We start from the raw sequence: 24,343 nt of genomic DNA, 5'->3' as shown, positions 1-24,343 counted from the left end.
TGTGCGCTAAGAGACACCCGTGCGCCGGTCGGCCGGCAGTAAACTGCCTGGCATGGCTGACGTACTCCCCGTCGTGTTACGGACCGCAGCTGCGGCGCTCGCGTCGGCGATCGCCGGAGTCGGTTACGCCTCGCTCGTCGAGCGCAACGCGTTCGTGCTGCGTGAGGTGACGATCCCGGTGCTGAGCCCGGGCTCGACACCGCTGCGGGTGCTGCACATCAGCGATCTGCATATGACGCCCAACCAGCGCCGTAAGCAGGCCTGGCTGCGCGAGCTGGCCAGCTGGGAACCCGACCTGGTGGTCAACACCGGCGACAACCTCGCGCACCCCAAGGCGGTGCCGGCGGTCGTGCAGGCGCTGGGTGACCTCCTGTCGCGGCCCGGCGTGTTCGTCTTCGGCAGCAACGACTACTTCGGGCCACGGCCGAAGAACCCGGCGAACTACCTGACCAACCCCGACCACCGCGTCAAAGGCGAGCCGCTGCCCTGGCAGGACCTGCGGGCGGCGTTCACCGAGCGCGGCTGGCTCGACCTCACCCACACCCGGCGCGAGTTCGAGGTGACCGGCCTGCACGTCGCGGCCGCGGGCGTCGACGACCCGCACATCGACCGCGATCGCTACGACACCATCGCCGGACCCGCCAGCCCGGCAGCCAACCTCAAGCTCGGGCTGGTGCACTCGCCCGAACCGCGGGTGCTGGACCGCTTCGCCGCCGACGGCTACCAACTCGTGATGGCCGGCCACACCCACGGCGGACAGCTCTGCCTGCCGTTCTACGGGGCCATCGTGACCAACTGCGGGTTGGATCGGTCCCGGGCCAAGGGACCGTCGCAGTGGGGCGCGAACATGCGCCTGCACGTCTCGGCGGGAATCGGCACCTCACCGTTCGCGCCGGTGCGGTTCTGCTGCCGGCCCGAGGCGACGCTGCTCACGTTGATCGCCACCCCGATGGGCGGCCGCGACGCGACCAGCAATCTGGGCCGACAGCCAACTGTGTCGTCCGTGCGTTGACGGATCGCGTCGCGCTCCGCGACCACTCCCGCGCCTGGACCGACAACGCGATCCGGTTGATCGAAGCCGACGCCCGGCGCAGCGCCGATACCCATTTACTGCGTTATCCGCTGCCGTCGGCGTGGGGTGCCGACACCGGGGTGGCGCTGTACCTCAAAGACGAGACGACCCACATCACCGGCAGCCTCAAGCACCGGCTGGCCCGGTCGTTGTTCCTCTACGCGTTGTGCAACGGCTGGATCGACGAGGGCACCACCGTGATCGAGGCCTCCTCGGGTTCCACGGCGGTCTCCGAGGCCTACTTCGCCGCCCTGCTGGGTCTGCCCTTCGTCGCGGTGATGCCGGCGGCGACCAGTGCGGCCAAGATTGCCCTGATCGAATCCCAAGGCGGCCGTTGCCATTTCGTGCAGAAATCGAGCGAGGTCTATGCCGAGGCGGCGCGCGTCGCCGCTGAGACCGGCGGCCACTACCTCGACCAGTTCACCAACGCCGAGCGGGCCACCGACTGGCGGGGCAACAACAACATCGCCGAGTCGATCTACCTGCAGATGCGCGAGGAGACCCATCCCATTCCGGCGTGGATCGTGGTCGGAGCCGGCACCGGCGGCACCAGCGCGACGATTGGGCGCTACATCCGGTACCGACGGCACGCGACGCGGTTGTGCGTCGTCGATCCGGAGAACTCCGCGTTCTTTCCGGCCTTCGCCGAGCAGCGCTACGACATCACGACGGGCGCCTCGTCGCGCATCGAGGGGATCGGCCGACCGCGGGTCGAGCCGTCGTTTCTGCCGTCGGTGGTCGACCGGATGGTCTCGGTGCCCGACGCCGCCTCGATCGCGGCCTCGCGTCACGTCAGCGCCGTCCTGGGACGCCGGGTAGGGCCCTCGACGGGCACCAATGTGTGGGGGGCGTTCGGGCTGCTCGCCGAGATGGTGTCCGCCGGCCGTGCCGGTTCGGTGGTCACCCTGCTCGCCGACAGCGGTGACCGGTACGCGGACACCTACTTCAACGACGAATGGATGGTCGCCCAAGGGCTGGATCTCGCCGCCGCCGGTCGGGCGCTGGGCGAGTTCGAACGGTCGTGCACGTGGAACTGAGGCAGCTACCTGCCGTTTGGGAAGTGGCTGGTTGGGTGCGATAGGCTGTCGAGGCTTGAAGCGGGGTGTGGCGCAGCTTGGTAGCGCGCTTCGTTCGGGACGAAGAGGCCGTGGGTTCGAATCCCGCCACCCCGACCCGATTTTCATGGGCCCTGACCAGCACATAAGCGGTCGGGGCTTTTCTTGCGTCAAGAGCCTATCGGCGCGTCCGTCCGCAGTAGATTTGCGCAGTGCCTGCACCGCCGCGTCCGAGGCATCGGCGACGGCTTCGATCAACGCGCTGATCGCGTTGCCGAACGAGGAGGGGCGCTGATATAGCTGCGGACGCGCATCGGCAGCGCGAGTGGGGTGATTGCCGAGCTAGTACTGCTTCGGATCTTTGCAGGTCTGATATTCGGTGCTGCTGAGGGCAGTGCACCAAAGTTGCTTGCCTGGAATCCGCAGACGGCTGCTGTTGCTCCACCCCGCCACTTCGATCTGAGCTCTGCCGAGGTCCAAGGCCATCTCTAGTGCCGGCACGAGGTCGGTGTCTCGCGAAACCAGTATCAGCGTGTCGGTGCTAGTTGTGAGAGCACACCGCGCGAAGTCGATCGCCAGTTTGACGTCAACTCCTTTCTCTTTCGCCTTATCAATCGGCCAATTCTGGGGATACCGAAGCGTGCGCGAATTAACTTGGACCCGCCGGTCACGTTCCCATTCCGCCTTCTGCGCCTTGTTACGGGCTGCCTGTTTAGGCTCCTTCGCGGAGCTGGGCTGCCCGCGGTAGACGTAAATGTGTTGCACCACGCCGTCGCGACCGTACAGAAGACGACGCTGCATCAGTACGTTGACGAACATGGCGGGGTGGATCAGGTAAGTATGAGCAGGCGTGCCCGGGGCTTCGGAGGCCTCGCCGCCCGACAGGTGCAGATTCTGGTAGTCGATAAAGACGTCTACCACGGGATTTGCCATCGGCTCACACCCTATTCAGATGTAAAAAGCCCCGCCAGGCCCGGAGGACGGCGGGGAGCTACATAGGCGAAAGTACGCACGGAAGGATAATGGGTCAAGCACCCTCCCACCTGCGTTTTTGCCGCCAAGAGCCCCTCTGGCGAGCCCGAAGGAGCAGGGGTACCAAAACCCCTGCGGGGATGCATTTTGACTTACCTGTGACTCATGTGGGGACCTTTAGCCGCCTTCGCCATGCGTTGACAACGCCTGGCAAACAACATCCATGTCATCTTGGACATGTGATTTGCGTCACGTTTGCCCGCATACGCACTGAAATCGGGCCACGACATCCCCGACCGGGGTGGATTCGTAGAACCCTAACCCCGGTCGGGGACCCTTCCAAGGGGATGAGCCTGCCAATCGTCAGCAGATCGTCATGAACGGCGAGACCGGCGCAGCTAATCCCTGTCAGGTTGGATCGACCGATCTGCAATGTCGCGTATCGAGCAGGGCTCGACCCATCCACGCAATCGTGGCCCGAAACGACGATCAGCGTGGGCGAGTGGATTCCGTCCACGTCCGCCCGTCGAAGTGCCGCAGCAGACTCGGGTTCTGCGGATCTGGATACCAACCCGGCGCTGCGCCGACCGTCCCACCGGCTGGCTGCGAAATCGAGGAACTGGACGTCGACGCTCTCACCATGAGGACGAATGCCAGCACGATTGCGCTAATGACGGAGCCAATAATCCCCAGCAAAATCAACACCCCACCGACCGTGTATACGATTGCTATGCCGAAGAAAAATCCGCCTAATATCGCCAACACGCCGATGAGGAAGATGCACACAAAGACGATCAATGTCGTCAGAGCAGCCGACCGCTTCGGCTTCGGACGATTCGGCGAACCATACGTCATTCCAGGAGCCCCCCTCTAACCGCACGTCAAACGACGTACCCAACCTATACACCGCCGTGCGCGACTAGGGGAATCGGCCGAGACGCTTGCCCCCAAACAAGCAAGGCCACCGACAGCAGTCACTGTCGGTGGCCTTCGCCCCTATAGCGCGTGGCGCTTAATACCAGACTTTACGTCCGGCAACGGGGCGCCCGACGGCTCCCAGAATCCACAGCACCACGCCGATGAGCAACAAGATGCCGCCGATTGTTTTCAAAATGGCAAGTGATGGGACTACGAAGCCCACTACCAGCAGGATGATTCCTAGAACAATCACGTCGCGCCCCTTCTGTTGAACGCTGTCTAATTAACTGACAAGTTGTGGAATACCCTTCTGGACGAAGTTCAATCGCGATGCCGGGCAAGAGTTTTAGCCTGAATCCCGGGGACGGAACCGCACCCTGGTGCCGTAGCGCGGCGCCAGCATGATGGAGCGCCGCACAATCCGTTCGGGACGGCTGTCCACCGCGGTGAATTCGCCTTCGCGCAGCAGCAGTTGCAGCACGGTGATCAGCTCTCGCATCGAGAACGCCGCGCCCAGACACCGTTTGACGCCGCCGCCGAACGGGACCCAGGCATACGTTTGCGGCCGGGTTCCGAGGAAGCGCTCGGGCCGGAACTCGTGCGGCTGGTCGTAGACGGCCGGGTTGCGGTTGATCGCGATGATGTGCACCACGATCCGGGTCCCCGCCGGAACCGTATAGCCGCCGATGACAACGGGTTTGGCGGCGACCCGCGCGGTCAGCGGGGCGGGCGGACGGACCCGCAGTGTTTCGTCGATCACCGCCGTCGTGAAGGCCTCGCCGCCGTTGACCGCCTCCTTGCGCACCCGCCGCAGCGCCTCGGGATGATGCAGCAGCAGATCGAAAACCCATGCCAGGGTGGTCGCGGTCGTCTCGTGACCAGCCAACATCAGCGTGATCAGGTCGTCGCGAATCTCGCTGTCCGACAGCGCTTCCCCGTCGTCTCCGCGCGCCCGGATCAGCAAGGCCAGGATGTCGTGCTGCTGCGCCAGTCCCGGGTCGGCGCGGCGGGCGGCGATCAGCGGCATGACGACGTCGTCGATCTCGCGGTTGGCCCGGGCACGCGACGGCCACACCCGCAACGTCCCGAGCCGGCGCAGCGCGTAGCGGACCGTCAATTGTTCGGAGACACCGAGGTTCAGCAACCGTTCGAAGGGCCGACCCAGCCGGCGCACTTCATCGGGGTCGTCGACGCCGAAGATCACCCGGACGATCACGTCCAGCATCAGCGCCCGCGCGGCGTGCAGCATCTCGAAGGGCCGGTCGACCGGCCAGTCCCGCATCGCCGCGCGCGTGGATGCTTCGATGACCGGCACGTAACCGGCGAGCGCGGCACCGTGCAGGGGCGGCGTCAGCAGCTTGCGTCGTCGCAGGTGCTCGGGTTCCTCTTGCACGAACATCGACCCGGACCCGTAGATGGCGGCCGCGGGCCCAACCCCCTCACCTCCGAGCAGCTCGTCGGTGGGTGCCGTGAAAACCTCCTTGACCAGCGCGGGACCGGACACGATGGCGACGTCGCCCAAGCTGAGAATGGGCATGGTCATGATTGGTCCGTAGCGGCGGATCAGCCGCAGCATGCGCCGCTCGCCACCCACCAGGTAGGCCACTGCATACGCGGCAGCGAACGCACTGCGGAATCGGCGCGGAGCGGGCAGGCCGGGCGGAGGAGGCCCCACGTCGGATGACGCTACTGCAGTTACCGTCTAACGGACTGCACGCAACGCACCGGCGAGCAGATCAAGCGCAGTCGGCGCAGATCTGGCGCCCACCGCCGGAGACCCGGAGCCGGTTGCGGTGCTGCACCAAAAAGCAGCAGGAGCAAGTGAATTCGTCGGATTGCTGCGGAATCACCACCACCGACAATTCCTCGCCGGACAGATCCGCGCCCGGTAGTTCGAAGAAGGAGTCGTTGGGGTCGTCGTCGACGACTGCCGTGGCGAGCTTGGGCATGGTTCCGAGTTCGCGCAACGCATTTTTGTCGGCGGTGTCGGCATCAGTCACGCGGCGTGCGTCGTAATCGCTGACGGTAGGCATGGCGGTCCTTCCTGCTGAGTGACCGGGCTCGGCACCTTACGTGGTCGCCCGTTGGCTCAGGCAGTACCCCGTTCAGATACGGCTCACACCCAAGGTGACCAACAAATTGCGCGTGTGCTAATAACCGTTCGGATCCGGTCTCAGAGCGCGGGCCAGCCGCCGGCGCACGGCGCGATCTCGTGCCGATTCATCAGGCGCGCGTGGGCTTCTCGACGCTGACTGTGGGATACCCAGGCCAGTCCGACCCACGGCGACGCGACGGCGAGCGCCAGCACCACGACGGCCAGCAGTTGGTGCCCGGTCGCGAGCGCCACCAACCCGACCACCAGGCCGAGCGCCCAACTGCCTGCCGCCACCAAGCCGGGCACGCTGACGGTCTGCTCGGCGGTGCCGGACGTGGCGGAGCCAGGCCCGTATGTGTCGGTGCCGATGTAGACCATCCGTACTCCCAAGAACGCGAAACAATATCTTGGCTACTATAACCCACGGATACTGTTTCCGAATTACTTAAATTTGCTGCGCGGTTGGGTCAGGGCTACCCCGCGAAACGGCGCAGCTAAACCTGGTACGGCGCCTGATCCGCGGGTACTAAGGGGGCGTGAGTAATACCGCCGTCCTGGTCATCGACATGTTCAACGACTACAGCCATCCCGACGCCGAGCAACTGGCCGACAATGTCTCCGACATCATCGATCCGTTGGTGGGCCTGATCTCGGTCGCCGACGGGCGCGACGACGTCGACCTGATCTATGTGAACGACAATCACGGCGACTTCACCGCCGACCGCCGCTCGATCGTCGCCAGCGCACTCGACGGCAAGCGGCCCGACCTGGTCAAGCCGCTGATTCCGGCCCGCGAGACGCCGGTCGTGACGAAGGTCCGCCACAGCGTCTTCTACTCCACCGCGCTCGACTATCTGCTGCACCGCCTCGAAGTCAAACGCATCGTGCTGACCGGCCAAGTGACCGAGCAGTGCATCCTGTACAGCGCGCTGGACGGTTATTTGCGCCACTACGACGTGGTGGTGCCCTCCGATGCGGTCGCCCACATAGACTCCGAACTCGGCTCCGCGGCGCTGAAGATGATGGAACGCAACATGAGTGCCGAACTGCTGCCCGCCGCCCGCTGCCTGCCGTAACACCTTTGAGGGAAGGCTCTTCCGTGACCGAACACAAGCCGCAGAACTCCGACTCTGAGGCCGAACCCGACGACCACGTCGCCGAATCACGCGCCGGTCGCGACGACGACGGCGACTACGTGGGACGTACCGGCACCGACGACGACTTCGACGCCGGCGAAACGGGCGCGGAAGCCCGCAGCAACGACGGGTGACTTAGCGGTACAACTCGATGACTTAGCGGTACAACTCGACGACCAGCGGCCGGTGGTCGGAGATGGGCATTTGCTCCGCGGCCGCGGCACGCCCCCGCAGACTGGGGTCGTCGGTCAGGATGTGATCGATCTGGCGGGTGGGTTCGGGCGCGGGAAACGTCGCCGCCGCCGCCAGTGGCCGCATGCCCGTCCAGCGCTGCGCCGCGGCGGGCGCGAGGTTGAGATCGCCGAGCAGCAGCCGGGGACCGGGTAGGCCGCGCAGGTCACGAACCAGCCGGCGCAACTGCCGCCGGTTCCAGCCCGGCACGAAGGACAGATGGGTATTGGCCACGGTCAGCGGTCCCAGCGGAGTCTCCAGTCGTGCGATCACCGCCGCCCGCGGCTCCTCGTCGACCACCACCACCTGGTTGGGGCCTGGCAGATACATCGGGAAGCGCATCGGGATCCGCGACATTCGCACCACCTGCCAACTCGACGCCGGAAACCGGGACAGCAGCGCGATGCCGTAGGCGGCGGTCCCGGGTTGTTCCTGACCGGTGGCGGCGATCCAGGTCGCGCCGGGGGTGCCGGAGATGGCCGCGACGAACCGCTGCTCCACGGCGCCCATCGCTTCGGCCGCGGCGGCGGTCAGGTCGGCTCGTCCGGACCGGGGCTGGTCGACGTCGACTTCCTGCAGTGCGAGCACGTCGGGATTCAGCCGCCGCACGCAGTCGCGCAACCGCTGCGGGTCGACACCGTCGCCCACAGTGCGGCCGTGCAGGATGTTGAAGGTCGCCACCCGCATGGCTAAGCCTGCGTTCCGGGCACGTCTGCGATCAACGGGCGGGCCGCCCGGCCACCCGGCCCAACTCGGCGAGATCGCGCTCGGCGTGGCTCTGCCGGATGTAGATGCTCAGGTCCGCGACCCGCTGGGCGTGCCGTCCGTCCTCACACAGCGGACCCGGCCCCAGGGCACGCCCGGTGCGGGTGATCGCCTCGTCCACCGCGTGTTCGGCGACCGCGCGGACGCGGCGGGCCAGCAGCTGCGCCGCACCATCCCGGTCGAACGGGTCGGCATCGATCTGAGCGGCCGCCGTCGCCAGCATCGCATCCCCCGCGGCGAGCGCGGCGTCGACGGCACCCAGATGCGCCAGCGCGTAGGCGTCGGCCGACCCGCTGCGGGCGCACCGGTACAGCGGCTCGGCGACCCGGCGGGCGCCGCCGAGCCAACAGGCGGCGACCCCGATTGCGCCGTGCCAGAAGCCCGGGCGCGTCGAGTACTCGTCCGGCCCGCCCACCAGGATCGCGTGCACATTGCTGAACTGCACGGAGCGCGTGTCGCTGCCGGCCATGCCGGGATTCCACCAGGTGCTGGGCAGCGGTTTCACGCCGGCATCGGTGAGGGTCACCGCGAACAGACCCCGTCCGCCCTCTTCCAGCACCGCGGTCACGAGTGCTTTCGTGCAGAAGCCCGCGCCCGAGCACCACACCTTGATGCCGTTGAGCACGTACTCGTCCCCGGCGATGTTGGTCGCGGTCAGGACGGCGTCGGCGGATTCGGAGGCCCAAACTCCCCACAACTGGCGCGGTTCCGGCGGTTTGCCGCCCAATTCGTGCAGGATCGCGACGGCGTCGACATGCGCTTCGGCGATGCGTGCCGCGGCGATGTCGTCCTCGGCCAGTTGCGCCAGCCGCTGCCAGCGCTCGCTGGTGTATCCCGAAGCGGGCAACGGCAATTCGAGTCGCCCCGATTCCAACCAGTGCGCAACCAGACCCGCCGTCATGAGCGGTCCCCGGCGACTGACATGGCTTGCTAGTTCCCGTTTGCATTCCCCTTAAACGGCCCTGGTCAGGTTGTTACCGCGGCACATCGGGTATGTCTTTCCGCGCTATGACCCACCAGTTGCGTGAAGCTCTGCGCGCCGCCGCTTCGGCGCTGAAAGAATACGGCCCGCCGTTTGCCTTGGCGGGCGGCTACGCGTTGTGGGCTTACGGTGCACCCGAACCCGTCCACGACGTCGATTTCGTGGTCGCCGAGTGCGACGTGCCCGGGGCGGTCGCCACGCTCGAAAAGGCCGGCTTCGTCATCGAACGTCCGCCCGAGGACTGGTTGTTCAAGGTGCGCCTGGGCGACGCGCTGGTCGACGTGCTGCACCGCGTCAACGGTGTCCGGGTGGAGCCCGAGGACATGGAGCTTGCGGAAGACCGTGTGGTGTTGGCGGTTTCGATGCCGGTTCTGCCTCCGACCGTGGTGTTCATCCAGCGCTTACGCGCCCTGACCGAGCACTACTGCGATTTCGCCAGGCTGATCCCGGCCGCGCGAGCGATCCGGGAAAAGCTGGACTGGGACCGCATCGAGGCCGAGACTTCCGACAACGATTTCGCGGTCGCGTTCCTGGTGCTGGCCGATCGACTCGGCCTCCGAAACTGAGGCGAAGCGCGTAAAACTCGTCGCGCTGGGTATCTTCTCGAACTATGGAATCTCATCCTGACCGGGACGAAGACCTGGCGAAGGTGGTCGACGACCTCGAGGAGAATGTCACCGACGAAGCCGACGGCGTACCCGAGGAGGAACAGACTCCCAGTGCGGGCACCGAACAGGAGCCGCCCGATTGAGAGGTCAGTGGTTACGCAGCTTGGCGATCAGTTTGTCTTTGGTCAGGCTCGAATAGCCTGACAGGCCAAGCTCTTTGGCGCGCTTCTTCAGGTCCGTGACGGTCCAGTCGTCGTAGGACCCGGACTTGCCGCCCTTGCGTCCGACCTTGGATTTGCCCTGGCCGGCAGCCGCATTGGAGATCCGGGCCGCCTTCTCCTTGGAATCGCCCTTCTTGCGTAGGTCCTTGTACAGCTTCTCGTTTTTGATCGACGAGTTCGGCACCGTCGCCACCTCCTGTGCGTTGCCGCGAAACCGCTGGCAGAGTGCCCGCATTGGGCAACCTCAAAACGGCCTGCCCGAAGACTGCCCCGACTTGTTTGGGGCAGTGCTGACCGGGAACACAGGGCGCGACGGACCAACAAGGGTTCGGCACATTACCCGAAGGACTAAAGATGAGTGACGAGAACAGCGGTCCCCAAGAAGGCATCAAGGGTGTCGTTGAAGGCGCCAAGGGCAAGGCCAAGGAGGCCGTCGGTGCGGTGACCGGCAGCGACGATCTGAAGAACGAGGGCGAAGCCCAACAGGACAAGGCCGACGCGCAACGCGATGCCGCCAAGAAAGAGGCCGAAGCCGAATCCGCCCGGGGCGGCGCGGAGGCAGCCGAGGAACGGCAGAAGTCCAACCAGTAGTCCACCAGCAGTCCACCCGAATTCCGGTGTGCTCGCCACCTGCTGAGCTTTCCGCCGGCGATACGGTTTCCCACGCTGGAACAGGACATTGGAAGTGGTGATGCAGGCAGGCAAGGGGCGAGGCGACCTCCGCGGCGTGGTGGCGATCGGCGCGTCCGCGGGGGGTGTTGAGGCGCTCTCGCAGCTGGCCGCGGGACTCTCACCCGACCTCCCCTACGCCTACCTGGTCACCTTGCACCTGCCCGCATTCGCACCCAGCATGTTGGCGCGCATCGTCGACCGGCACGGTCCGGTGCGCGCCGTCAACGCGCAGCACGGCGCAGAGTTGCAACCGGGACTCATCTACGTCGCCGTCCCGGATCACCATCTGTTGGTCGCAGACCATCGGGTAGTGCTTTCGCAGGGGCCGACCGAGAACGGGCACCGGCCGGCTATCAACGCGCTGTTCCGTTCCGTCGCACTGGATTTCGGGCCGCGCGCCATCGGGATCCTACTCTCGGGCGTGTTGGAGGACGGCGTGCTCGGGCTGGGAGCGATCCGATCCCGGGGCGGCTACACGATCGGTCAGGACCCCGAGGACGCGTTGTTTCCCGCAATGCCGCTCAATGCTTACAACGCCGGCGTTCTGGACCGCCAAGCGGCTGCCGGGAATATCGGAGCCGTGTTGAAAGAATTGGCTCAGCGCGAGATCGAGGAGTGCGACATGGAGCGCGACGTCGCGATGGAGATGGAAAACCGCATAGCCATGGCATCCCGTTTCGCCACCGACTTCGACACCCAGGAACTCGGCCCGCCCTCGGGATTCACCTGCCCGGACTGCAACGGATCGCTGATAGCGGTGGGCGAAGGCAACTTTCGCTGCCACGTCGGTCATGCGTGGACGCCCGACTCGCTGCTCGCCTCCCACGACGACGAAGTGGAAAATGCGCTTTGGATCGCGTTGCGCAGCCTGCAGGAGAAGGCGAAGCTGTCCAGGCAATTGGCCAGCAGGGCCGGGCAAGGTCCGCTGTTCGGTCGGTACAGCGCCGTCGCGCAGGAAGCCGAGCGGGCCCTCGCGGTGCTCAGCGAGCGACTGGCCGAAGGGGTTCCCCGTCCCGGAGAGCAAGGTGCCTGACTCGAGCACAGCGATCCGCGTCGATGTCGCAGGCCATCACGACGCGTCGATATTGGTCGCCGCGGGGGTGCTGGACAGCTCCACTTATCGCGACCTTCGCGACACCGTGATCAAGACCGCGCTCGAGGAGCCTCGCGCGGTGATCGTGGACGTGAACCGGCTGAGTGTCCCGTCGCCGTCGGCCTGGTCGGTGTTCACCAGCGCCCGTTGGCACGTGAGTGTCTGGCCGGATGTCCCAGTTCTCCTGGTGTGCAGCGATATACACAACAGGCGAGAGATAATTGCCAGTGGTGTAACGCGGTACGTTCCGCTGTTCCGTACCCGTAAGACGGCCCTGGCAGCAGCCGACGAATCGGCCGTCACCGGCCGCCGTCGTGCGCGCACGCAACTTCCCGCTGACCTGGTCAGTCTGCGACTGTGCCGGGTCAGGGTCCGCGAATGGTTGACCACCTGGTCAGAGAGCCCCCTCGTTCCCGTCGCCAGCACGGTCGCCACGGTGTTCGTCGACAACGTCCTCCGGCATACCGAATCGGCTCCCGTGTTGATCGTGGAGAAACTCAAGGACATCGTCACCGTCGCCGTGCAGGATTGCAGCGACCAGCCCGCGGTCCGACACGAAGACGGCCGCTGGGGTACCGAAATCGTTTCCGGGCTGGCGATCGTCTCCGCTCTGTCACGGGTATGGGGCAGCACCCCGACGTCCTCGGGCAAGACGGTATGGGCCGTGATCGGCTCCGAAAATGAGCTCTGACGTTCGCGAGTAATGTCAGGTACTCCGGCAATCTCGGCGAACGGCAACTCGATGAACGGCACCTCCGACGAGGCTTTCGAAGCCTTGTTGCGTTACATGCGGGATTCCCGCGGGTTCGATTTCACCGGTTACAAACGCACGTCGCTGATGCGCCGGGTGCGTCACAGGATGGATCACGCCGGATACGCCACCTATGAGGAATACCTCGACGTCCTGCAGGCCAGCTCGGACGAATTCGCGGCGTTGTTCAACACCATCCTGATCAACGTCACCGCCTTCTTCCGTGACCCCGAAGCATGGGAGTTCGTCAGCAGCGACGTCATTCCCCGGCTGCTGGCCGAGCGCGGTCCCGACGATCCCATCCGGGTGTGGAGCGCGGGAAGCGCGTCCGGGCAGGAGGCCTACACGCTGGCAATGCTGTTGTCGGAGGCGATGGGAGCAGACGCCTTCCGGCAACGTGTGAAGATCTACGCCACCGACATCGACGAGGAGGCACTCGCCGAAGCGCGTGCCGCGTCCTACGACGCCCGGGCGGTCGAGTCGGTGCCGCAACAGCTGCTGGGGCGCTACTTCGAACAAGTCAACGGGCGCTACCTGTTTCACAAGGACCTGCGCCGCGCGGTCATCTTCGGTCGCAACGACCTGGTCAAGGATGCGCCGATCTCCCGGGTGGACCTGCTGGTGTGCCGTAACACCCTGATGTATCTGAACGCCGAAACCCAGCGAAACGTGTTAGGCCGCTTGAATTTCGCGTTGGCCCCGCAGGGGACACTGTTCCTCGGGCATGCCGAGATGTTGTTGAGCCACGGTGACAAGTTCGTCCCGCTGAACTTGAAGAACCGGATTTTCCGAAAGTTGCGCGGGTCCCGCGACGGTGTCGAGCGTTACGACCCGGCGACAGCTTTCTACGATCGGCACGGCGAATCGGTGGGCCTGATGACGGTGCGCGACTTGGCATTTCGTGTCAGTCCGGTGGCGCAGATCGTCGTCACCGGCGAAGACACCGTCGCGATGATCAACCAGCAGGCGGAGACCATCTTCGGACTCTCCGCCCGCGACATCGGCCGGTTGTTGCGTGACCTCGAAGTGTCCTACCGACCGGTCGAGTTGCGGGCGTACCTCGAGCAGGCCAAGGTGGAGCGGCGCTCGGCGCGCATCCAGGACGTCAAATGGCAACGGCCCGGCGCGGACACGGTGTGGTTCGAGATCCACGTCAATCCGTTGATCGACGCCGAGAACGGCCTGTTGGGCGTGTCGATCGTGTTCTTCGACGTCACCGCCACGCGAGCGCTGCTCGACAAGGTGGTACAGACGAACCGGCAACTCGAGGCGGCCTACGAGGAGTTGCAGTCGACCAACGAAGAACTCGAGACCACCAACGAGGAACTGCAGTCCACCGTCGAGGAACTGGAAACCACCAACGAAGAACTGCAGTCCACCAACGAAGAACTCGAGACGATGAACGAGGAACTGCAGTCGACCAACGACGAACTGCACACCATCAACGACACGCTGCGAGAACGCGGCGTCGAACTGGACGACGCGAAGAACTTCCTCGATTCACTGATCAACTCCGTCCAGCTGGGCATGGTCGTGGTGGACCGTGAAATGCGGGTGGTGGTGTGGAACCACGGTTGCGAGGAACTGTGGGGGTTGCGCGCCGACGAGACCACCGGCGCGCAACTGCTTTCGCTGGACATCGGTCTGCCGATGGACAGCGTGCGACCCCTGATCGGCAACGCTTTCGCCGACACGGAGACTGCCGGTGAGGCCGTGGTGGATGCGGTCAATCGACGCGGACGGCCAGCCCAGGTGCGCCTGACGTGCACCTCGTTCCGCACCCGTGAAGGAACCGTCGGCGGCGCGCTGCTGCTGATGGGGGTGGTCGGCTAGCTCGAGGCCGGCGAATCGCTGTCCGAAAAGCGAACTGCTCGGCCAGTGCCGTTTGACTCCTGTAGAAGCCCGGGTAGCCCAACTTCGCATGGGGGTCAAAAGGAGCACCGAAATGAAGTCACTGTGAAAGTAGCGATCGTCCGCGGCGACGACGCGTACTCCGAGCATGGCGGGTACGGGATCGCCGACGACGACGGTCAACTCTGCGCTGCACTGGCGCGCCAGGGATTGACCGTGACGGCCTGCCGGCGCCGACGCGACGAAGACTCGCCGGTCGAGCCGGGTTATCGGCAGGAGTCCGCCGGCATCGGCCCTGCCACTACGGTGTCACCGGCCGAGGTATTGCCGTTCGTGGGTGAATGGGCCGCCGAACTGGGCCGGCAGTGGGCGGCGGACCCGCCCGACATGGTGCACGCGTACGGCTGGCTGGGCGGCTTGGCGGCCCAATTGGCCGCGCGCCGGGGTGGACTGCCCGTCGTGCAGAGTTTCCACGGCATAGCAGCCGGGACCGCCGACGTCGAGAAGTCTCGGCTGCTACCGCTGCTGGTCCGTGGCGCGACCTGGGTGACCGGGGGCAGCACCGACGAGATCGCCGCGCTGGCCCGGTTGCGCCGCCGTCGCGCGCAAGTGTCGGTCCTGTCGACCGGAATCGACGTCACGCGCTACGTGCCCACCGGTCCCCCGGACACCAACTCCGGCTCGTTCCGTATCCTGCAATTGGCGCCGAATCTGTTGCGGCACAATGGTTTCGAGCTGACTATCCGGGCGCTGCCCAGGCTGTCCGGCACGGAACTGGTGATCGCCCAGACGACGTCCTCGGACGACGGCAAACCGGCACTGCAGCAGCTCGCCGCCGAACTCGGGGTCAGCGACCGGGTCCGCTTCGTCGACGCCGTCGACCAAGAGGCGATTTCGTCGTTGCTGCAATCCGCTGACGTGCTCACCTGCACGCCGTGGCACGCACCACGGGCCACGGCGGCGTTGCAGGCGATGGCCAGCGGAGTGGTCGTGGTGGGCGTACCGGTCGGCGCCCTGGTCGACACCGTGATCAACGGCGTCACCGGGGTGTTGGTGTCGCCGACCAGTCCGCATGAGTTGGCTTCGGCGCTGAAAACGCTGCAGCATCACACTTTCCAGCGGGTGAGTATGGGTTCGGCAGGCCGGTCCCGAGTGATGTCGCGGTTCAGCTGGGACCGGATCGCGATGGACGCAGTGAGCATCTATCACCAGACCCTGTCCCAGCAACGGGTTACTGCCGGCCGCGGTCACGTCAACGCCACGGCGTAGGTAAAAGCAGCGTGTTACCCGCCGCGACCGGGAACGGCAGCGACACCGCCGCAATCCGATACGGACAGTTCCGCACTGGCGATTCCGGGTCGGCGCACCGCTTCTTTGCCAACGCCTACAAGCCGGGCTGGCAGCTCAGCAGTCTGGGCAAGGAGTCGGTCGTCACCCACCGGCGCTTCGAGACAGACTGGATCACCGTCGACGAGTTGCTGATCGAGGGGCGGGTGGGCTGCGAGATCAATCCGGCCGAATCGGTCGTGGTGATCCAGCCGCGGGCAGGTTCTCTCACCGTCGCCGGCGACCCTGGGACGAACATCGCGACGGCGGTGCTGGCCGCGGACGGATTGCCATGCGTGCTGCAGGCCAACACCGCGCGGTTCCATGTGGTGAGCATGGATCTGCAGTTGGTGAGTTACGTCGCCGTCGAGAATGGCGGTCCGCTACCGCACCGGCTTCAGTTCCTGGATTGCCGCCCGCACACCGACGCGGTCACCCAGACGTGGAGTCAGGCGCTGGACTATGTGATCGCCAGCTTCGGATGCGCGGAAACGGCGCATCAGCCGTTGCTCGTCGCCGCGGCCGCCCGCCTGCTGGGAGCGGCGCTGCTCGAGTGCTTTCCGTCCAACCTGCACGCCGACCGTGAGTTGCTGAGCAACCCGTCGCTGCCGCCCAGCCTGAAGGGCGCGGTTTCCTTCATCCACCGCCACTGCGGTGACGGGATCGGCGTCAACGACGTCGCGGACGCGCTTCGGATGACACCGCGCGCGGTGCAATATCTGTTCCGGCACCACCTGGATACGACGCCTACCGAGTATTTGCGCCGCGTTCGGTTGCAGCGCGCTCATCAGGATCTCAGCAGCAGCGACCGGGCCAGCACCACCGTCGCCGAGGTCGCACAACGCTGGGGTTTCTGTCACACGGGTCGGTTCGCCGCGCTCTACCGCGGCACCTACGGACAGAGCCCGCACACCACGCTGCACCAGTGACCGCTCTCAGAGCATGGTGCGCGGGGCTCGCAGCACCTGATCGACCCGGTAGGCCGCGTCGTCTTCGTCGTCCTGGGCGGTGATTTCGGAGACCACCCGCTCGGCGATGTTGCGCAGCTTCACATTGGATTCCTGCGACAGCTTCACCAGCAAATCGAATGCGGACTCGGAGTCGACGCCGTACCGCAGCATCAGGATTCCCATCGCCTGATTGATCACCGCGCGTCGAGAATCCACGGCCAGCAACGCCTCGCTCAGATGTTTCTGCAGGTCAGCGTCGAACTGATCGGTGATGTCGATGTAGAAGCCGCCGATGCCGAGCAGCCGGCCGTCGGGTCCGGAGAACCGGTCGCCGACCACCACGACGACGTGCGTCTCACCCCGGGTGTCGATGATGCGGTGGCGGCTGCTGAACGCGGCACCGTGCCTGCGCACCTGCTCGATGAGTTCGGGCACGGTGGGTTTGTCGTCGGGATGCCTGTGCTTGAGCAGCAATTGGTTGGTCGGAGTGACGGTGCCCGGTTCGTAGCCGTGCATTCGGGCGACCTCTTCAGACCATTCCCAGCGATCTTCACGGGTCAGGTAACGGAATCTCCCGACCATGGGCCACCTGCGGCCCTTCTTTCGCCGCGAATCTGCGCACACCAGCCCAACTATATTTCGGCTGGCCCGTCCGCCTGTACCAAAGCGGCATCATGACTTCGCAATCTTGCTGGGAGCTCAGGCGGTCTTGGCCAGCACCGCCGTCGGGGATCGGCTTTCGCTCCTGCTCACTTTGCGGATCAGTGAGCGGGTGGCCTTCTCCACCATCTGTTGTGCGTCGCTTCGGCGCCGCGTCCGGGCCGCGCGCTCCGTCGCGGAGACGATGGTCAGACCCTGGCGGTAGCCGCTGACCACCCGCGGATCGACATAGGAGCTCCGCGCCACCGCCGGTGTGTTGCCCAACTCTTCGGAAACCTCCCGCATGACCGCTGCTTCGATCTTCTTGGCCTGCCGCTCCGACACGGCGGGGTCGGCACCGGCGAACGCCGCCGCGGCCAGCACCGTGCCATGCCAGGTCCGCAGGTCCTTGACCGAGTAGTCGGCTCCGACCAGTTCCTTGAACCGTGCGTTGAGGTCGTCGGCCTTGACCTCTGTCCAGCCGGAAGCGTTGCGGCACATCAAGAATCGCCCCGAGCAGTCGGTTCTGCGCAGCATGGCGCGCACCGCCCGGACGACTTCGGCGTCCTCGATTTCGTATTGGCGTTGCACCCCGCTCTTGGCGGGGTAGTCGAACGCCACCGCGTCTCGGCGCACGGTCACGTGCTCACAGAGCAGGGTGGCCAGCCCGTAGGACTCGTTTTCCTCGGCGTATTGTTCGCCGCCGGCACGGAAGTACCCCAGGTCGAGCAGGTGCAGTCCCAGCGCGAGTACCCGCTCCCGGTTCAGGCCGCGGGTGTCGAGGTCGCGCGCGATCTGCTCGCGCCAGGCCGGCAGCTTCGTCGACATTTCCAGCACCCGGTCGAACTTCTCTTCGGCGCGTTCCTGCTGCCAGTTCTGGTGGTAGAGATACTGACGCCGTCCGGCGGCGTCGGTGCCCACCGCCTGGATGTGCCCGTTGGGATACGGAGCGATCCACACCTTCTTCCAGGCCGGCGGGATGACCAGGTCCTTGATCCGCTGCACCGTGGTCTCGTCGGCCAGCAAGTCCCCGTCCGCGCCGTAATAGGCGAAACCCTTGCCGCGACGCTTACGCGTGATACCGGGCTTGCTCAGCACACTGCGGCGCAGCCGCATGTCAGTCCTCCGCTGTCCCCGACTTCGATCTCCGGTCGGCTGCAGCCTGAATTGCCCGTGCGGCCAGCCCTTACACCTGCGTGCAATGCCGAACGACCCGCCACGGCGTCGTGGCGGGTCGTTCGTTTGTCGACTCAGGGATCAGCCGGCCATGAACTCGTGGTAGGCCGACTCCAGATGCCCCGGCAACGCGCTCACGTTGCACTGCCGCTCGGTTTCGCCGATCGGCGCCAGGATCCCGCGCAGGTCGTAGTACTCGTTGGGGTGCGCGGTGAAGTAGCCCCGGATGTTCGACGCTGCGACACCACGGTCCTGGCCATAGGCGGCCATGACCACCTGATTGGCACCCGGGTGGCTGGAAAGGTACTGCTGCGCCGCGCCGGTGACCGACGAGACGGTGGCATTGACACCTTCCGGACTGCAGTCAGGTGCGGCCGCCGCCGACGGCGCGCCGACGAGGCCGACGACAACTCCCCCGAGCAGACAACCGGCGCTGATACCGGCAACCCGCCGAGGCGCGACGATACTGCTGAATTTCATGTTGCTGTGTTCCTCCGAATTCGCGAACCTTCGCTGGGGCGCCCGAGGCCCCGAAATCCAAAGTAGCGAAACCGAAATCGGTGACCCGGGCATGTTCGCCGACGACGAACGCGGCAATCGGGGGATGCGCCGGTAAAGGTGTGATCCGTGCAACTCGAGTCAACTATTTAGCTAAGCAAACATACAACTCGGCTGAGAAACGATGAGAACTCTCAGAAACGGCCGCGTCTTCTTAAGAGATCGTGACCTGAATTCGTGACACAACCGTTATCTCAGGTGGCCCGAATCCGATAGCTACCGGTTGAGCTTGCCGTCCCGCGCGCCGGTCAAGGCGTCGTCGAGGGTGGGGTACAGCGGGAACGTCTTGTCCAGGCCGGTCAGGTGGATCGGCCGTCTGGTCGCCGGGCCGTGGGCCACCACGCCGAACTCTGCGGCGTCGCCGAGTTTCTCGTAGGTCGAGGCCAGGATCTTCAAGCCCACCGAACCCAGGAAGTCGACTGAGGAAAGGTCGATGACCAGCGCTGCCGGACCGTCGGCGACCACGCCGCCGATTGCTTCCTCCAGGGCCGGCGCAGTAACCAAGTCGATTTCGCCGCCGATGCTGAGCACGACTACCCCGTCGTGGTCGGAGACCGTGGCAGTGATCGAATCAGGAGCTGACAATGGCGATCCTTTGTCCGGGCCTTCGGTGTGGTGCCAGCCTAACCCCCTGCGCTTACCGCGAGAAGATGAAGACCTCAACACGCTCTACCTGACCCCCCAAGCTAGTCTCCCCATAGCACCCGCGCTCGGCTGGCCTTGGAGGGACAGATGTCCGATTTGTCGACAGATTCCACCGGCAACGCCACCGGGAGCGTCTCGAGTGAAGGTTTGCTGCCGCAGCTGGTACAGCATCTGCGGCGAAACCGGACCGCGCTGCGCGAGGAATGGGCGCGCCGGATCACCGAGGCCGAGCTGCTGACCGCGATGACGCCGGAGGAGATCTTCTCCGAGGCGACCGCCGTTTACGACAACTACGTCGAGGTGCTCGAGACCGGTAGCGTCGAAGCGCTGCAGGATTACGCGCGCGACCTCTCCGAGCGCATCATTCCGCGAGGGGTGGAGACCGACGAGGTGCTCGGCATCGTGCTGCTGCTGCGCGACGTGCTGGCGCGCTCGCTGTTCGAGAAGTACCAGGCCGAGTTCGACATGCTGAACCGGGTGCTGGACGCCTACGAACCGGCGGCCAACCGCATTGCCAACACGGTGGGCGTCAGCTTCGTCCAAGAGCGCGAGCGCATCATCCGCCAGCAGCAGGAAGCGATCCGGGAGCTGTCCACGCCGGTGCTGCAGGTGCGTGAGCAGCTGCTGATTCTGCCGATCATCGGTGTGCTGGACAGTCAACGCGCCCGGCAGGTCACCGAGCAGCTGTTGCGGGCCATCCGCGCCAACCGCGCCAAGGTCGTCGTGATCGACATCACCGGTGTCCCCACCATCGACTCGACCGTGGCCAACCACCTGGTGCAGACGGTCGACGCGTCCGGCCTGATGGGCGCCAGCGTCATCATCACCGGGCTGTCGTCGGAGATCGCCCTGACGCTGGTGACGATCGGCTTGGACCTGTCCAAGATGAACGCGGTCGGCGACCTGCAGGGCGGTATCGAGGAAGCCGAGCGGCTGCTCGGCTACGAAGTGACCCGCACCGGCGACTGAGGCCGAGCGCTACTAGGACCAAGACCAACCCATGCCAGTACCGATTCTGAAACAGGGCGCGATCCTGATCGCGACCGTTCAGGCCGCCCTGACCGACTCCGATACCGAGCGCCTGCGCGAAGACCTGATGGAGCGGGTCAGCCGCTTCCGCGCCCAGGGGATCGTCGTCGACGTCACCGCCATCGACGTGATGGACTCGTTCGCGGCACGCTCGCTGCGGACGATCGCCCACATGACCCGGTTGCGTGGAGCCACCACCGTGATCGTGGGCCTGCAGCCCGAGGTCGCCTTCGCCATGGTGCAGCTTGGGCTGGCCTTCGACGATATGAGCACCGCGCTCGACCTCGAAGAGGGCATTGCGCTGCTGCATAGGCAGTTGGGTCTGCACAGATCAACGATCGGGCGCGACGGTGGCGGGTGAGACCGTGGTCGCCATTAACACATCCGACGACATCGTCGCCGCCCGCAAAGCCGGTCACCAGCTCGCCATCGACCTCGGATTCTCGCTGACCGACGTCACCATGATCGCCACCGCGATCTCCGAGATCGCCCGCAACATCACCAGCTACGCCGGTCGCGGCGAGGTCCGGGTCGGTGTCGACGACCGCGAGGGCCGCCGGGCGCTGGTGGTTCGCGCCGAGGACGACGGGCCCGGTATCGCCGACATCGACCGAGCCATGGAGGACGGCTACACCACCGGACGCGGCCTGGGGATGGGCCTGCCGGGTGCCCGGCGGTTGATGGATCGGTTGATTGTGGAGTCCGCGCTGGGCCGCGGCACGGTCATCGAGATGTGGAAATGGGTTCCCGCTCGTGCGTGAGAACGGCCGGCTCGGGCCGATCGAGTGGGCGACGGCGAGTCGCTCACGTCCGGGCGAACAACTGTGCGGCGACCAGGCCCTGGCCGTCGACATCGACGGTGACCATGCCTTGTTCGGGGTGTTGGACGGCCTGGGTCACGGCCCCGACGCCGCAAGTGCCGCACTGGCCGCCGTCGACGCGCTGCAGGGCGCGCGGGGCGAACGCCTCGAGGTTCTGGTCCAGCTCTGCCACCGGGTGCTGAGCGGAAGCCGCGGCGTCGCGATGACCCTGGCCCGGATCGACTTCCAGACCGGCAAACTGAGCTGGACGGGGATCGGCAACGTCGTCGCCAACCTGGTCGCCAAAAGCGCCAGCGGCATCCAGATCCGTTGCAGCGCACGCCTGACCGGCGGCATCGTCGGCTACCGGATACCGGAAACCCGGCCCGCGCAAGTGGTTTCGATCCGCACCGGGGATCTGCTGGTGATCAGCAGTGACGGTATCGCCAAAGATCACCTGGACTACATCGACTTCGCCGCCTCGGCCAAGGACATCGCCGAGCAGATCCTGACCAAGCACGCCAAGGAATCCGACGACGCGATGGTGCTCGCCGCCCGCCACCGGGGCATGCTGTCATGAGCTCGCCGAACGACTTCCAATCCCAATACCTGGCCGCGCTGCGCCGCTACGTCGACGCGCGAGACGAGGACGTCCTGGCCGTGGGGCACGAACTCGGCCGCCGGGCACTGCAGGAACAGATCAGCATGCTCGACATCATCGAGAACACGTTCTGGCTGCTCGACGAACTGCCCGGGGACGCGACCGCCGACCGGGCGCCTGCCCTGGAATTCCTGCTGCAGACGCTGGCTCCGCTGGATGTCGCAACTCGCGGGTTCCTGGACGGCACCAGGAAATACGCGCAGGAGCGGGCCCGCGCGCAGGACCTGGCCGACCGCGACAAGTTTCGTACCGCGCTGGTCAACTCGCTGCAGGAGGGCTTCTTCGTCGCCGACCAGGACGGTGCGGTGATCGAGGTCAACAACGCCTTCGCCGAGATCCTCGGCTACGGCGCCGAGGGTCTGCCGTATCGGTGGCCGCAGCCCTGGCTGGTCGACAAGCAGGGCACCTACGAGGAGCAACAGCGGGTCCGCCGGGAAGGCAGCGCCGACTACGAGATTCCCGTCCGCCATTCCGACGGTCATCTGGCTTGGATCGCGGTCAGCATCAATGCCGTTCGCGGTCCCGTCGGCGAAGGTGACGTCTATGTGGGCACCGTCCGCGACGTCACCGCCGAGCGGGCCTTCGCGGCGCGGGAAGGTGCGGTGCTGCGGCTGGCCACATCGGTGGCGGTGGCCAAGAGCGTGGCCGAGGTATTGGCGATCACCCTTCACGAGTGCCGTACGGCGGTCGACGTGCAGCGTGTGGTGGCGGTGATGTGGCCGTCCGGAGATGGCGAGCCAACCGTGCAGGTGGCCGGCGAGCCCACCGAAAACAGCTGGCGCACAATGGATCCGACGCTTCGCCGCACGTTCACCGACGCCCGTCACCAGCTGCCGCTGACCGCGAAGACGGTCGAGTGGCCGGACGCGCCGGGCAAGGCCCGCGGACTGGTGGTGATGCTCTCCGGCACCGGCGACGTCGCGCTGTGGCTGGAGCTGCGGACCCCACGCTGGGTCAGCGCCGAGGATCGGCTGCTGGTGACCGTGTTGATCGGTCATCTCAGCCTGGCCATCCAGCATGTCCGCCAGTTCGAGAACGCCCGCGAAACGTCGCTGACCCTGCAGCGCGCCATGTTGCCGCCGATGCAGCCGCCACCGGGGTTCGCGGTGCGGTACGAACCCGCCGTCGAACCGCTGGAGATCAGCGGCGACTGGTACGACGTCATCCCGATCGACGACCGCCGCATCGGGATCGTCGTGGGCGACTGCGTGGGCCGCGGTTTGCCGGCCGCCGCGATCATGGGCCAACTGCGCAGTTCTTCGCGGGCCCTGCTGATCACCGGCGCCAGACCGGCCGTGCTGCTCGAACAACTCGACGCGGCCGCGTCGATGATCCCGGATGCCTACTGCACGACGGTTTTCCTGGCGATTCTGGACACCGAATCCGGTGTGCTGGAGTACAGCAACGCCGGCCACATGCCCGCCGTCCTGGTCAACACCCAGCCCGATTCGGTGCCGAAGATGCTGACCGACGCCCGGTCGGTGCCATTGGCGGTGCGCCGCAACACTACTCGCCCGCAGGCCGCCGAGGTGCTGCCGCCGGGCTCGACATTGATGCTGTTCACCGACGGCTTGGTCGAACGCCGGCACGAGTCGATCGACGAGGGACTGGGGCGGGTCGCCGACGTGCTGACCGAATCGGCGCATCTGCCGATCGGCGTGGTCGCCGACACCGTGCTGGAAAGGCTTGCCCCGCAAGCGGGTTACGACGACGACGTCGCGATGGTGGTGTACCGCCACCAGTTGGCCCCGCTGCACGTCGAATCCGAAGCCACCCCGGACAAACTGGCCCCGCTGCGGCGGCAGCTGACTTCCTGGCTGCGGGCCGCGCAGGTCCCGGCGGACCTGGCCACCGACATCGTGCTGGTGGTGAGCGAGGGATGCACCAACTGCGTTGAGCACGCCTACGCCGGACAACAGGCGGGGACGATGCGGCTGCACATGCAGGCCGACGAGGGGGTGATCCGGGCGCACATCGCCGACTCCGGACGCTGGAAGCCGCCGGCCGCCGACCCGGGCAACGGCGGGCGTGGCCTGCTGCTGATGAGGGCCATGAGCGAGTCGATGGACGTCGACGAGAGTCCCGCCGGGACCAGCATCGACATCGTCTTCCGTTTGCCGGATCGATAGCGGGGTAA

The 24,343-nt window shown here is 65.9% G+C and carries 30 protein-coding genes and 1 tRNA gene; 18 read left to right on the top strand and 13 right to left on the bottom strand.

From position 1 onward, the window contains the following. Positions 1-52: 52 nt before the first annotated feature. The 3 genes from AC5Y47_RS07930 to AC5Y47_RS07920 all read left to right on the top strand — a co-directional run bounded on the left by AC5Y47_RS07930 (position 53) and on the right by AC5Y47_RS07920 (position 2,244). Complete coding sequence (locus tag AC5Y47_RS07930) at positions 53-1,012, top strand: metallophosphoesterase (protein ID WP_499943360.1); 960 nt, start codon at positions 53-55, stop codon at positions 1,010-1,012. Next, on the top strand, positions 1,009-2,109 hold the full coding sequence (cds1, locus tag AC5Y47_RS07925) for an L-cysteine desulfhydrase Cds1 (RefSeq protein WP_499943359.1): 1,101 nt from the start codon (positions 1,009-1,011) through the stop codon (positions 2,107-2,109). The genes AC5Y47_RS07930 and cds1 overlap by 4 nt, the downstream gene beginning before the upstream one ends. Before the next feature lie 61 nt (positions 2,110-2,170). Beyond that, a tRNA-Pro gene (locus tag AC5Y47_RS07920) sits at positions 2,171-2,244 on the top strand. A gap of 225 nt (positions 2,245-2,469) precedes the next feature. Here AC5Y47_RS07920 and AC5Y47_RS07915 read toward each other — a convergent pair. From AC5Y47_RS07915 to AC5Y47_RS07890, 6 genes are all read right to left on the bottom strand, one after another. Beyond that, entirely contained in the window at positions 2,470-3,060 is a 591-nt protein-coding gene (locus AC5Y47_RS07915) for an NYN domain-containing protein (RefSeq protein ID WP_499943358.1), read from the bottom strand. Between the two features lie 528 nt (positions 3,061-3,588). Further along, complete coding sequence (locus AC5Y47_RS07910; protein WP_499943357.1) at positions 3,589-3,954, bottom strand: DUF2510 domain-containing protein; 366 nt, start codon at positions 3,952-3,954, stop codon at positions 3,589-3,591. A gap of 157 nt (positions 3,955-4,111) precedes the next feature. After that, positions 4,112-4,270: a DUF6131 family protein gene (locus AC5Y47_RS07905; protein WP_499943356.1), complete on the bottom strand. Its 159-nt coding sequence runs from the start codon at positions 4,268-4,270 to the stop codon at positions 4,112-4,114. A gap of 93 nt (positions 4,271-4,363) precedes the next feature. Beyond that, positions 4,364-5,692, bottom strand: coding sequence for a cytochrome P450 (locus AC5Y47_RS07900; RefSeq protein WP_499943355.1), 1,329 nt, complete (start codon positions 5,690-5,692; stop codon positions 4,364-4,366). A 61-nt stretch (positions 5,693-5,753) separates the two neighbouring features. After that, positions 5,754-6,050 (bottom strand): DUF4193 domain-containing protein, encoded by a 297-nt coding sequence (locus AC5Y47_RS07895; protein WP_499943354.1) that lies wholly within the window; start codon positions 6,048-6,050, stop codon positions 5,754-5,756. Between the two features lie 140 nt (positions 6,051-6,190). Further along, positions 6,191-6,490: a hypothetical protein gene (locus tag AC5Y47_RS07890; protein WP_499943353.1), complete on the bottom strand. Its 300-nt coding sequence runs from the start codon at positions 6,488-6,490 to the stop codon at positions 6,191-6,193. 158 nt (positions 6,491-6,648) lie between these two features. On the opposite strand from AC5Y47_RS07890, the gene AC5Y47_RS07885 reads away from it, so the two are divergent. Both AC5Y47_RS07885 and AC5Y47_RS07880 read left to right on the top strand, forming a co-directional pair. Continuing rightward, a complete protein-coding gene (locus tag AC5Y47_RS07885) occupies positions 6,649-7,188 on the top strand; it encodes a cysteine hydrolase family protein (RefSeq protein WP_499943352.1) in 540 nt (179 codons plus the stop codon). 23 nt (positions 7,189-7,211) lie between these two features. Beyond that, positions 7,212-7,382, top strand: coding sequence for a hypothetical protein (locus AC5Y47_RS07880; RefSeq protein WP_499943351.1), 171 nt, complete (start codon positions 7,212-7,214; stop codon positions 7,380-7,382). A 22-nt stretch (positions 7,383-7,404) separates the two neighbouring features. Here AC5Y47_RS07880 and AC5Y47_RS07875 read toward each other — a convergent pair whose 3' ends face one another. Then, positions 7,405-8,166, bottom strand: coding sequence for an endonuclease/exonuclease/phosphatase family protein (locus AC5Y47_RS07875; RefSeq protein ID WP_499943350.1), 762 nt, complete (start codon positions 8,164-8,166; stop codon positions 7,405-7,407). 31 nt (positions 8,167-8,197) lie between these two features. Beyond that, a complete protein-coding gene (locus tag AC5Y47_RS07870; protein ID WP_499943349.1) occupies positions 8,198-9,145 on the bottom strand; it encodes an acyl-CoA dehydrogenase family protein in 948 nt (315 codons plus the stop codon). A gap of 107 nt (positions 9,146-9,252) precedes the next feature. On the opposite strand from AC5Y47_RS07870, the gene AC5Y47_RS07865 reads away from it, so the two are divergent. Next, positions 9,253-9,792, top strand: coding sequence for a nucleotidyltransferase family protein (locus AC5Y47_RS07865; RefSeq protein ID WP_499943348.1), 540 nt, complete (start codon positions 9,253-9,255; stop codon positions 9,790-9,792). A 44-nt stretch (positions 9,793-9,836) separates the two neighbouring features. Next, positions 9,837-9,977 (top strand): hypothetical protein, encoded by a 141-nt coding sequence (locus AC5Y47_RS07860; protein ID WP_499943347.1) that lies wholly within the window; start codon positions 9,837-9,839, stop codon positions 9,975-9,977. A 4-nt stretch (positions 9,978-9,981) separates the two neighbouring features. Here the strand turns inward: AC5Y47_RS07860 and AC5Y47_RS07855 are convergent, their stop codons facing one another. Beyond that, entirely contained in the window at positions 9,982-10,239 is a 258-nt protein-coding gene (locus AC5Y47_RS07855; RefSeq protein WP_499943423.1) for a DUF7218 family protein, read from the bottom strand. A 170-nt stretch (positions 10,240-10,409) separates the two neighbouring features. Here AC5Y47_RS07855 and mbp1 point away from each other — a divergent pair, with 170 nt between their 5' ends. The 6 genes from mbp1 to AC5Y47_RS07825 all read left to right on the top strand — a co-directional run bounded on the left by mbp1 (position 10,410) and on the right by AC5Y47_RS07825 (position 16,677). Next, positions 10,410-10,646, top strand: coding sequence for a microaggregate-binding protein 1 (gene mbp1 / locus AC5Y47_RS07850; protein WP_499943346.1), 237 nt, complete (start codon positions 10,410-10,412; stop codon positions 10,644-10,646). 100 nt (positions 10,647-10,746) lie between these two features. Then, positions 10,747-11,760 carry a chemotaxis protein CheB gene (locus AC5Y47_RS07845; protein ID WP_499943345.1) on the top strand — a complete coding sequence of 338 codons (1,014 nt, stop codon included), beginning with the start codon at positions 10,747-10,749 and terminating at the stop codon, positions 11,758-11,760. Then, positions 11,753-12,511, top strand: coding sequence for a sulfate transporter (locus AC5Y47_RS07840; RefSeq protein ID WP_499943344.1), 759 nt, complete (start codon positions 11,753-11,755; stop codon positions 12,509-12,511). The genes AC5Y47_RS07845 and AC5Y47_RS07840 overlap by 8 nt, the downstream gene beginning before the upstream one ends. Positions 12,512-12,562: 51 nt before the next feature. Then, positions 12,563-14,404 carry a CheR family methyltransferase gene (locus AC5Y47_RS07835; RefSeq protein WP_499943422.1) on the top strand — a complete coding sequence of 614 codons (1,842 nt, stop codon included), beginning with the start codon at positions 12,563-12,565 and terminating at the stop codon, positions 14,402-14,404. Positions 14,405-14,527: 123 nt separating this feature from the next. Then, the gene (locus AC5Y47_RS07830; protein WP_499943343.1) at positions 14,528-15,691 is read left to right on the top strand and encodes a glycosyltransferase; all 1,164 of its coding nucleotides are present in this window, start codon (positions 14,528-14,530) and stop codon (positions 15,689-15,691) included. An 11-nt stretch (positions 15,692-15,702) separates the two neighbouring features. Then, positions 15,703-16,677 carry a helix-turn-helix transcriptional regulator gene (locus AC5Y47_RS07825; protein ID WP_499943342.1) on the top strand — a complete coding sequence of 325 codons (975 nt, stop codon included), beginning with the start codon at positions 15,703-15,705 and terminating at the stop codon, positions 16,675-16,677. A 6-nt stretch (positions 16,678-16,683) separates the two neighbouring features. Here the strand turns inward: AC5Y47_RS07825 and AC5Y47_RS07820 are convergent, their stop codons facing one another. The 4 genes from AC5Y47_RS07820 to AC5Y47_RS07805 form a co-directional block, all read right to left on the bottom strand. Further along, entirely contained in the window at positions 16,684-17,280 is a 597-nt protein-coding gene (locus tag AC5Y47_RS07820) for a PAS and ANTAR domain-containing protein (protein ID WP_499943341.1), read from the bottom strand. Positions 17,281-17,397: 117 nt separating this feature from the next. Further along, a complete protein-coding gene (locus AC5Y47_RS07815; protein WP_499943340.1) occupies positions 17,398-18,453 on the bottom strand; it encodes a DNA topoisomerase IB in 1,056 nt (351 codons plus the stop codon). A 141-nt stretch (positions 18,454-18,594) separates the two neighbouring features. After that, positions 18,595-18,993 (bottom strand): heme-binding protein, encoded by a 399-nt coding sequence (locus tag AC5Y47_RS07810; protein WP_499943339.1) that lies wholly within the window; start codon positions 18,991-18,993, stop codon positions 18,595-18,597. A 294-nt stretch (positions 18,994-19,287) separates the two neighbouring features. Beyond that, positions 19,288-19,656 (bottom strand): STAS domain-containing protein, encoded by a 369-nt coding sequence (locus tag AC5Y47_RS07805; RefSeq protein WP_499943338.1) that lies wholly within the window; start codon positions 19,654-19,656, stop codon positions 19,288-19,290. A 147-nt stretch (positions 19,657-19,803) separates the two neighbouring features. On the opposite strand from AC5Y47_RS07805, the gene AC5Y47_RS07800 reads away from it, so the two are divergent. Genes AC5Y47_RS07800 through AC5Y47_RS07780 form a run of 5 tightly spaced genes read left to right on the top strand, consistent with a single transcriptional unit; the run spans position 19,804 to position 24,335 of the window. Beyond that, complete coding sequence (locus AC5Y47_RS07800; RefSeq protein ID WP_499943337.1) at positions 19,804-20,685, top strand: STAS domain-containing protein; 882 nt, start codon at positions 19,804-19,806, stop codon at positions 20,683-20,685. Positions 20,686-20,716: 31 nt separating this feature from the next. Then, positions 20,717-21,106: an STAS domain-containing protein gene (locus AC5Y47_RS07795; protein WP_499943336.1), complete on the top strand. Its 390-nt coding sequence runs from the start codon at positions 20,717-20,719 to the stop codon at positions 21,104-21,106. Further along, positions 21,096-21,506, top strand: coding sequence for an anti-sigma regulatory factor (locus tag AC5Y47_RS07790; RefSeq protein ID WP_499943335.1), 411 nt, complete (start codon positions 21,096-21,098; stop codon positions 21,504-21,506). Before AC5Y47_RS07795 ends, AC5Y47_RS07790 begins: the two co-directional genes overlap by 11 nt. Then, the gene (locus AC5Y47_RS07785) at positions 21,499-22,125 is read left to right on the top strand and encodes a SpoIIE family protein phosphatase (RefSeq protein WP_499943334.1); all 627 of its coding nucleotides are present in this window, start codon (positions 21,499-21,501) and stop codon (positions 22,123-22,125) included. Before AC5Y47_RS07790 ends, AC5Y47_RS07785 begins: the two co-directional genes overlap by 8 nt. Further along, a complete protein-coding gene (locus AC5Y47_RS07780) occupies positions 22,122-24,335 on the top strand; it encodes a SpoIIE family protein phosphatase (protein ID WP_499943333.1) in 2,214 nt (737 codons plus the stop codon). The genes AC5Y47_RS07785 and AC5Y47_RS07780 overlap by 4 nt, the downstream gene beginning before the upstream one ends. The last annotated feature ends 8 nt before the right edge of the window (positions 24,336-24,343 follow it).

This window comes from Mycobacterium sp. NGS22, from assembly GCF_059813095.1.
This window is presented reverse-complemented; position numbering and strand designations above follow the sequence as displayed.

What these genes read in the sequence shown, in the direction of transcription:
- AC5Y47_RS07835 (WP_499943422.1), top strand. Translation starts at nt 12,563, where the DNA reads ATGAACGGCACCTCCGACGAGGCTTTCGAAGCCTTGTTGCGTTACATG.
- AC5Y47_RS07845 (WP_499943345.1), top strand. Translation starts at nt 10,747, where the DNA reads ATGCAGGCAGGCAAGGGGCGAGGCGACCTCCGCGGCGTGGTGGCGATC.
- AC5Y47_RS07895 (WP_499943354.1), bottom strand. Translation starts at nt 6,050, where the DNA reads ATGCCTACCGTCAGCGATTACGACGCACGCCGCGTGACTGATGCCGAC.
- AC5Y47_RS07915 (WP_499943358.1), bottom strand. Translation starts at nt 3,060, where the DNA reads ATGGCAAATCCCGTGGTAGACGTCTTTATCGACTACCAGAATCTGCAC.
- AC5Y47_RS07910 (WP_499943357.1), bottom strand. Translation starts at nt 3,954, where the DNA reads ATGACGTATGGTTCGCCGAATCGTCCGAAGCCGAAGCGGTCGGCTGCT.
- AC5Y47_RS07795 (WP_499943336.1), top strand. Translation starts at nt 20,717, where the DNA reads ATGCCAGTACCGATTCTGAAACAGGGCGCGATCCTGATCGCGACCGTT.
- AC5Y47_RS07780 (WP_499943333.1), top strand. Translation starts at nt 22,122, where the DNA reads ATGAGCTCGCCGAACGACTTCCAATCCCAATACCTGGCCGCGCTGCGC.
- AC5Y47_RS07930 (WP_499943360.1), top strand. Translation starts at nt 53, where the DNA reads ATGGCTGACGTACTCCCCGTCGTGTTACGGACCGCAGCTGCGGCGCTC.
- AC5Y47_RS07815 (WP_499943340.1), bottom strand. Translation starts at nt 18,453, where the DNA reads ATGCGGCTGCGCCGCAGTGTGCTGAGCAAGCCCGGTATCACGCGTAAG.
- mbp1 (WP_499943346.1), top strand. Translation starts at nt 10,410, where the DNA reads ATGAGTGACGAGAACAGCGGTCCCCAAGAAGGCATCAAGGGTGTCGTT.
- AC5Y47_RS07860 (WP_499943347.1), top strand. Translation starts at nt 9,837, where the DNA reads ATGGAATCTCATCCTGACCGGGACGAAGACCTGGCGAAGGTGGTCGAC.
- AC5Y47_RS07810 (WP_499943339.1), bottom strand. Translation starts at nt 18,993, where the DNA reads ATGAAATTCAGCAGTATCGTCGCGCCTCGGCGGGTTGCCGGTATCAGC.
- AC5Y47_RS07875 (WP_499943350.1), bottom strand. Translation starts at nt 8,166, where the DNA reads ATGCGGGTGGCGACCTTCAACATCCTGCACGGCCGCACTGTGGGCGAC.
- AC5Y47_RS07890 (WP_499943353.1), bottom strand. Translation starts at nt 6,490, where the DNA reads ATGGTCTACATCGGCACCGACACATACGGGCCTGGCTCCGCCACGTCC.
- AC5Y47_RS07865 (WP_499943348.1), top strand. Translation starts at nt 9,253, where the DNA reads ATGACCCACCAGTTGCGTGAAGCTCTGCGCGCCGCCGCTTCGGCGCTG.
- AC5Y47_RS07820 (WP_499943341.1), bottom strand. Translation starts at nt 17,280, where the DNA reads ATGGTCGGGAGATTCCGTTACCTGACCCGTGAAGATCGCTGGGAATGG.
- AC5Y47_RS07870 (WP_499943349.1), bottom strand. Translation starts at nt 9,145, where the DNA reads ATGACGGCGGGTCTGGTTGCGCACTGGTTGGAATCGGGGCGACTCGAA.
- AC5Y47_RS07800 (WP_499943337.1), top strand. Translation starts at nt 19,804, where the DNA reads ATGTCCGATTTGTCGACAGATTCCACCGGCAACGCCACCGGGAGCGTC.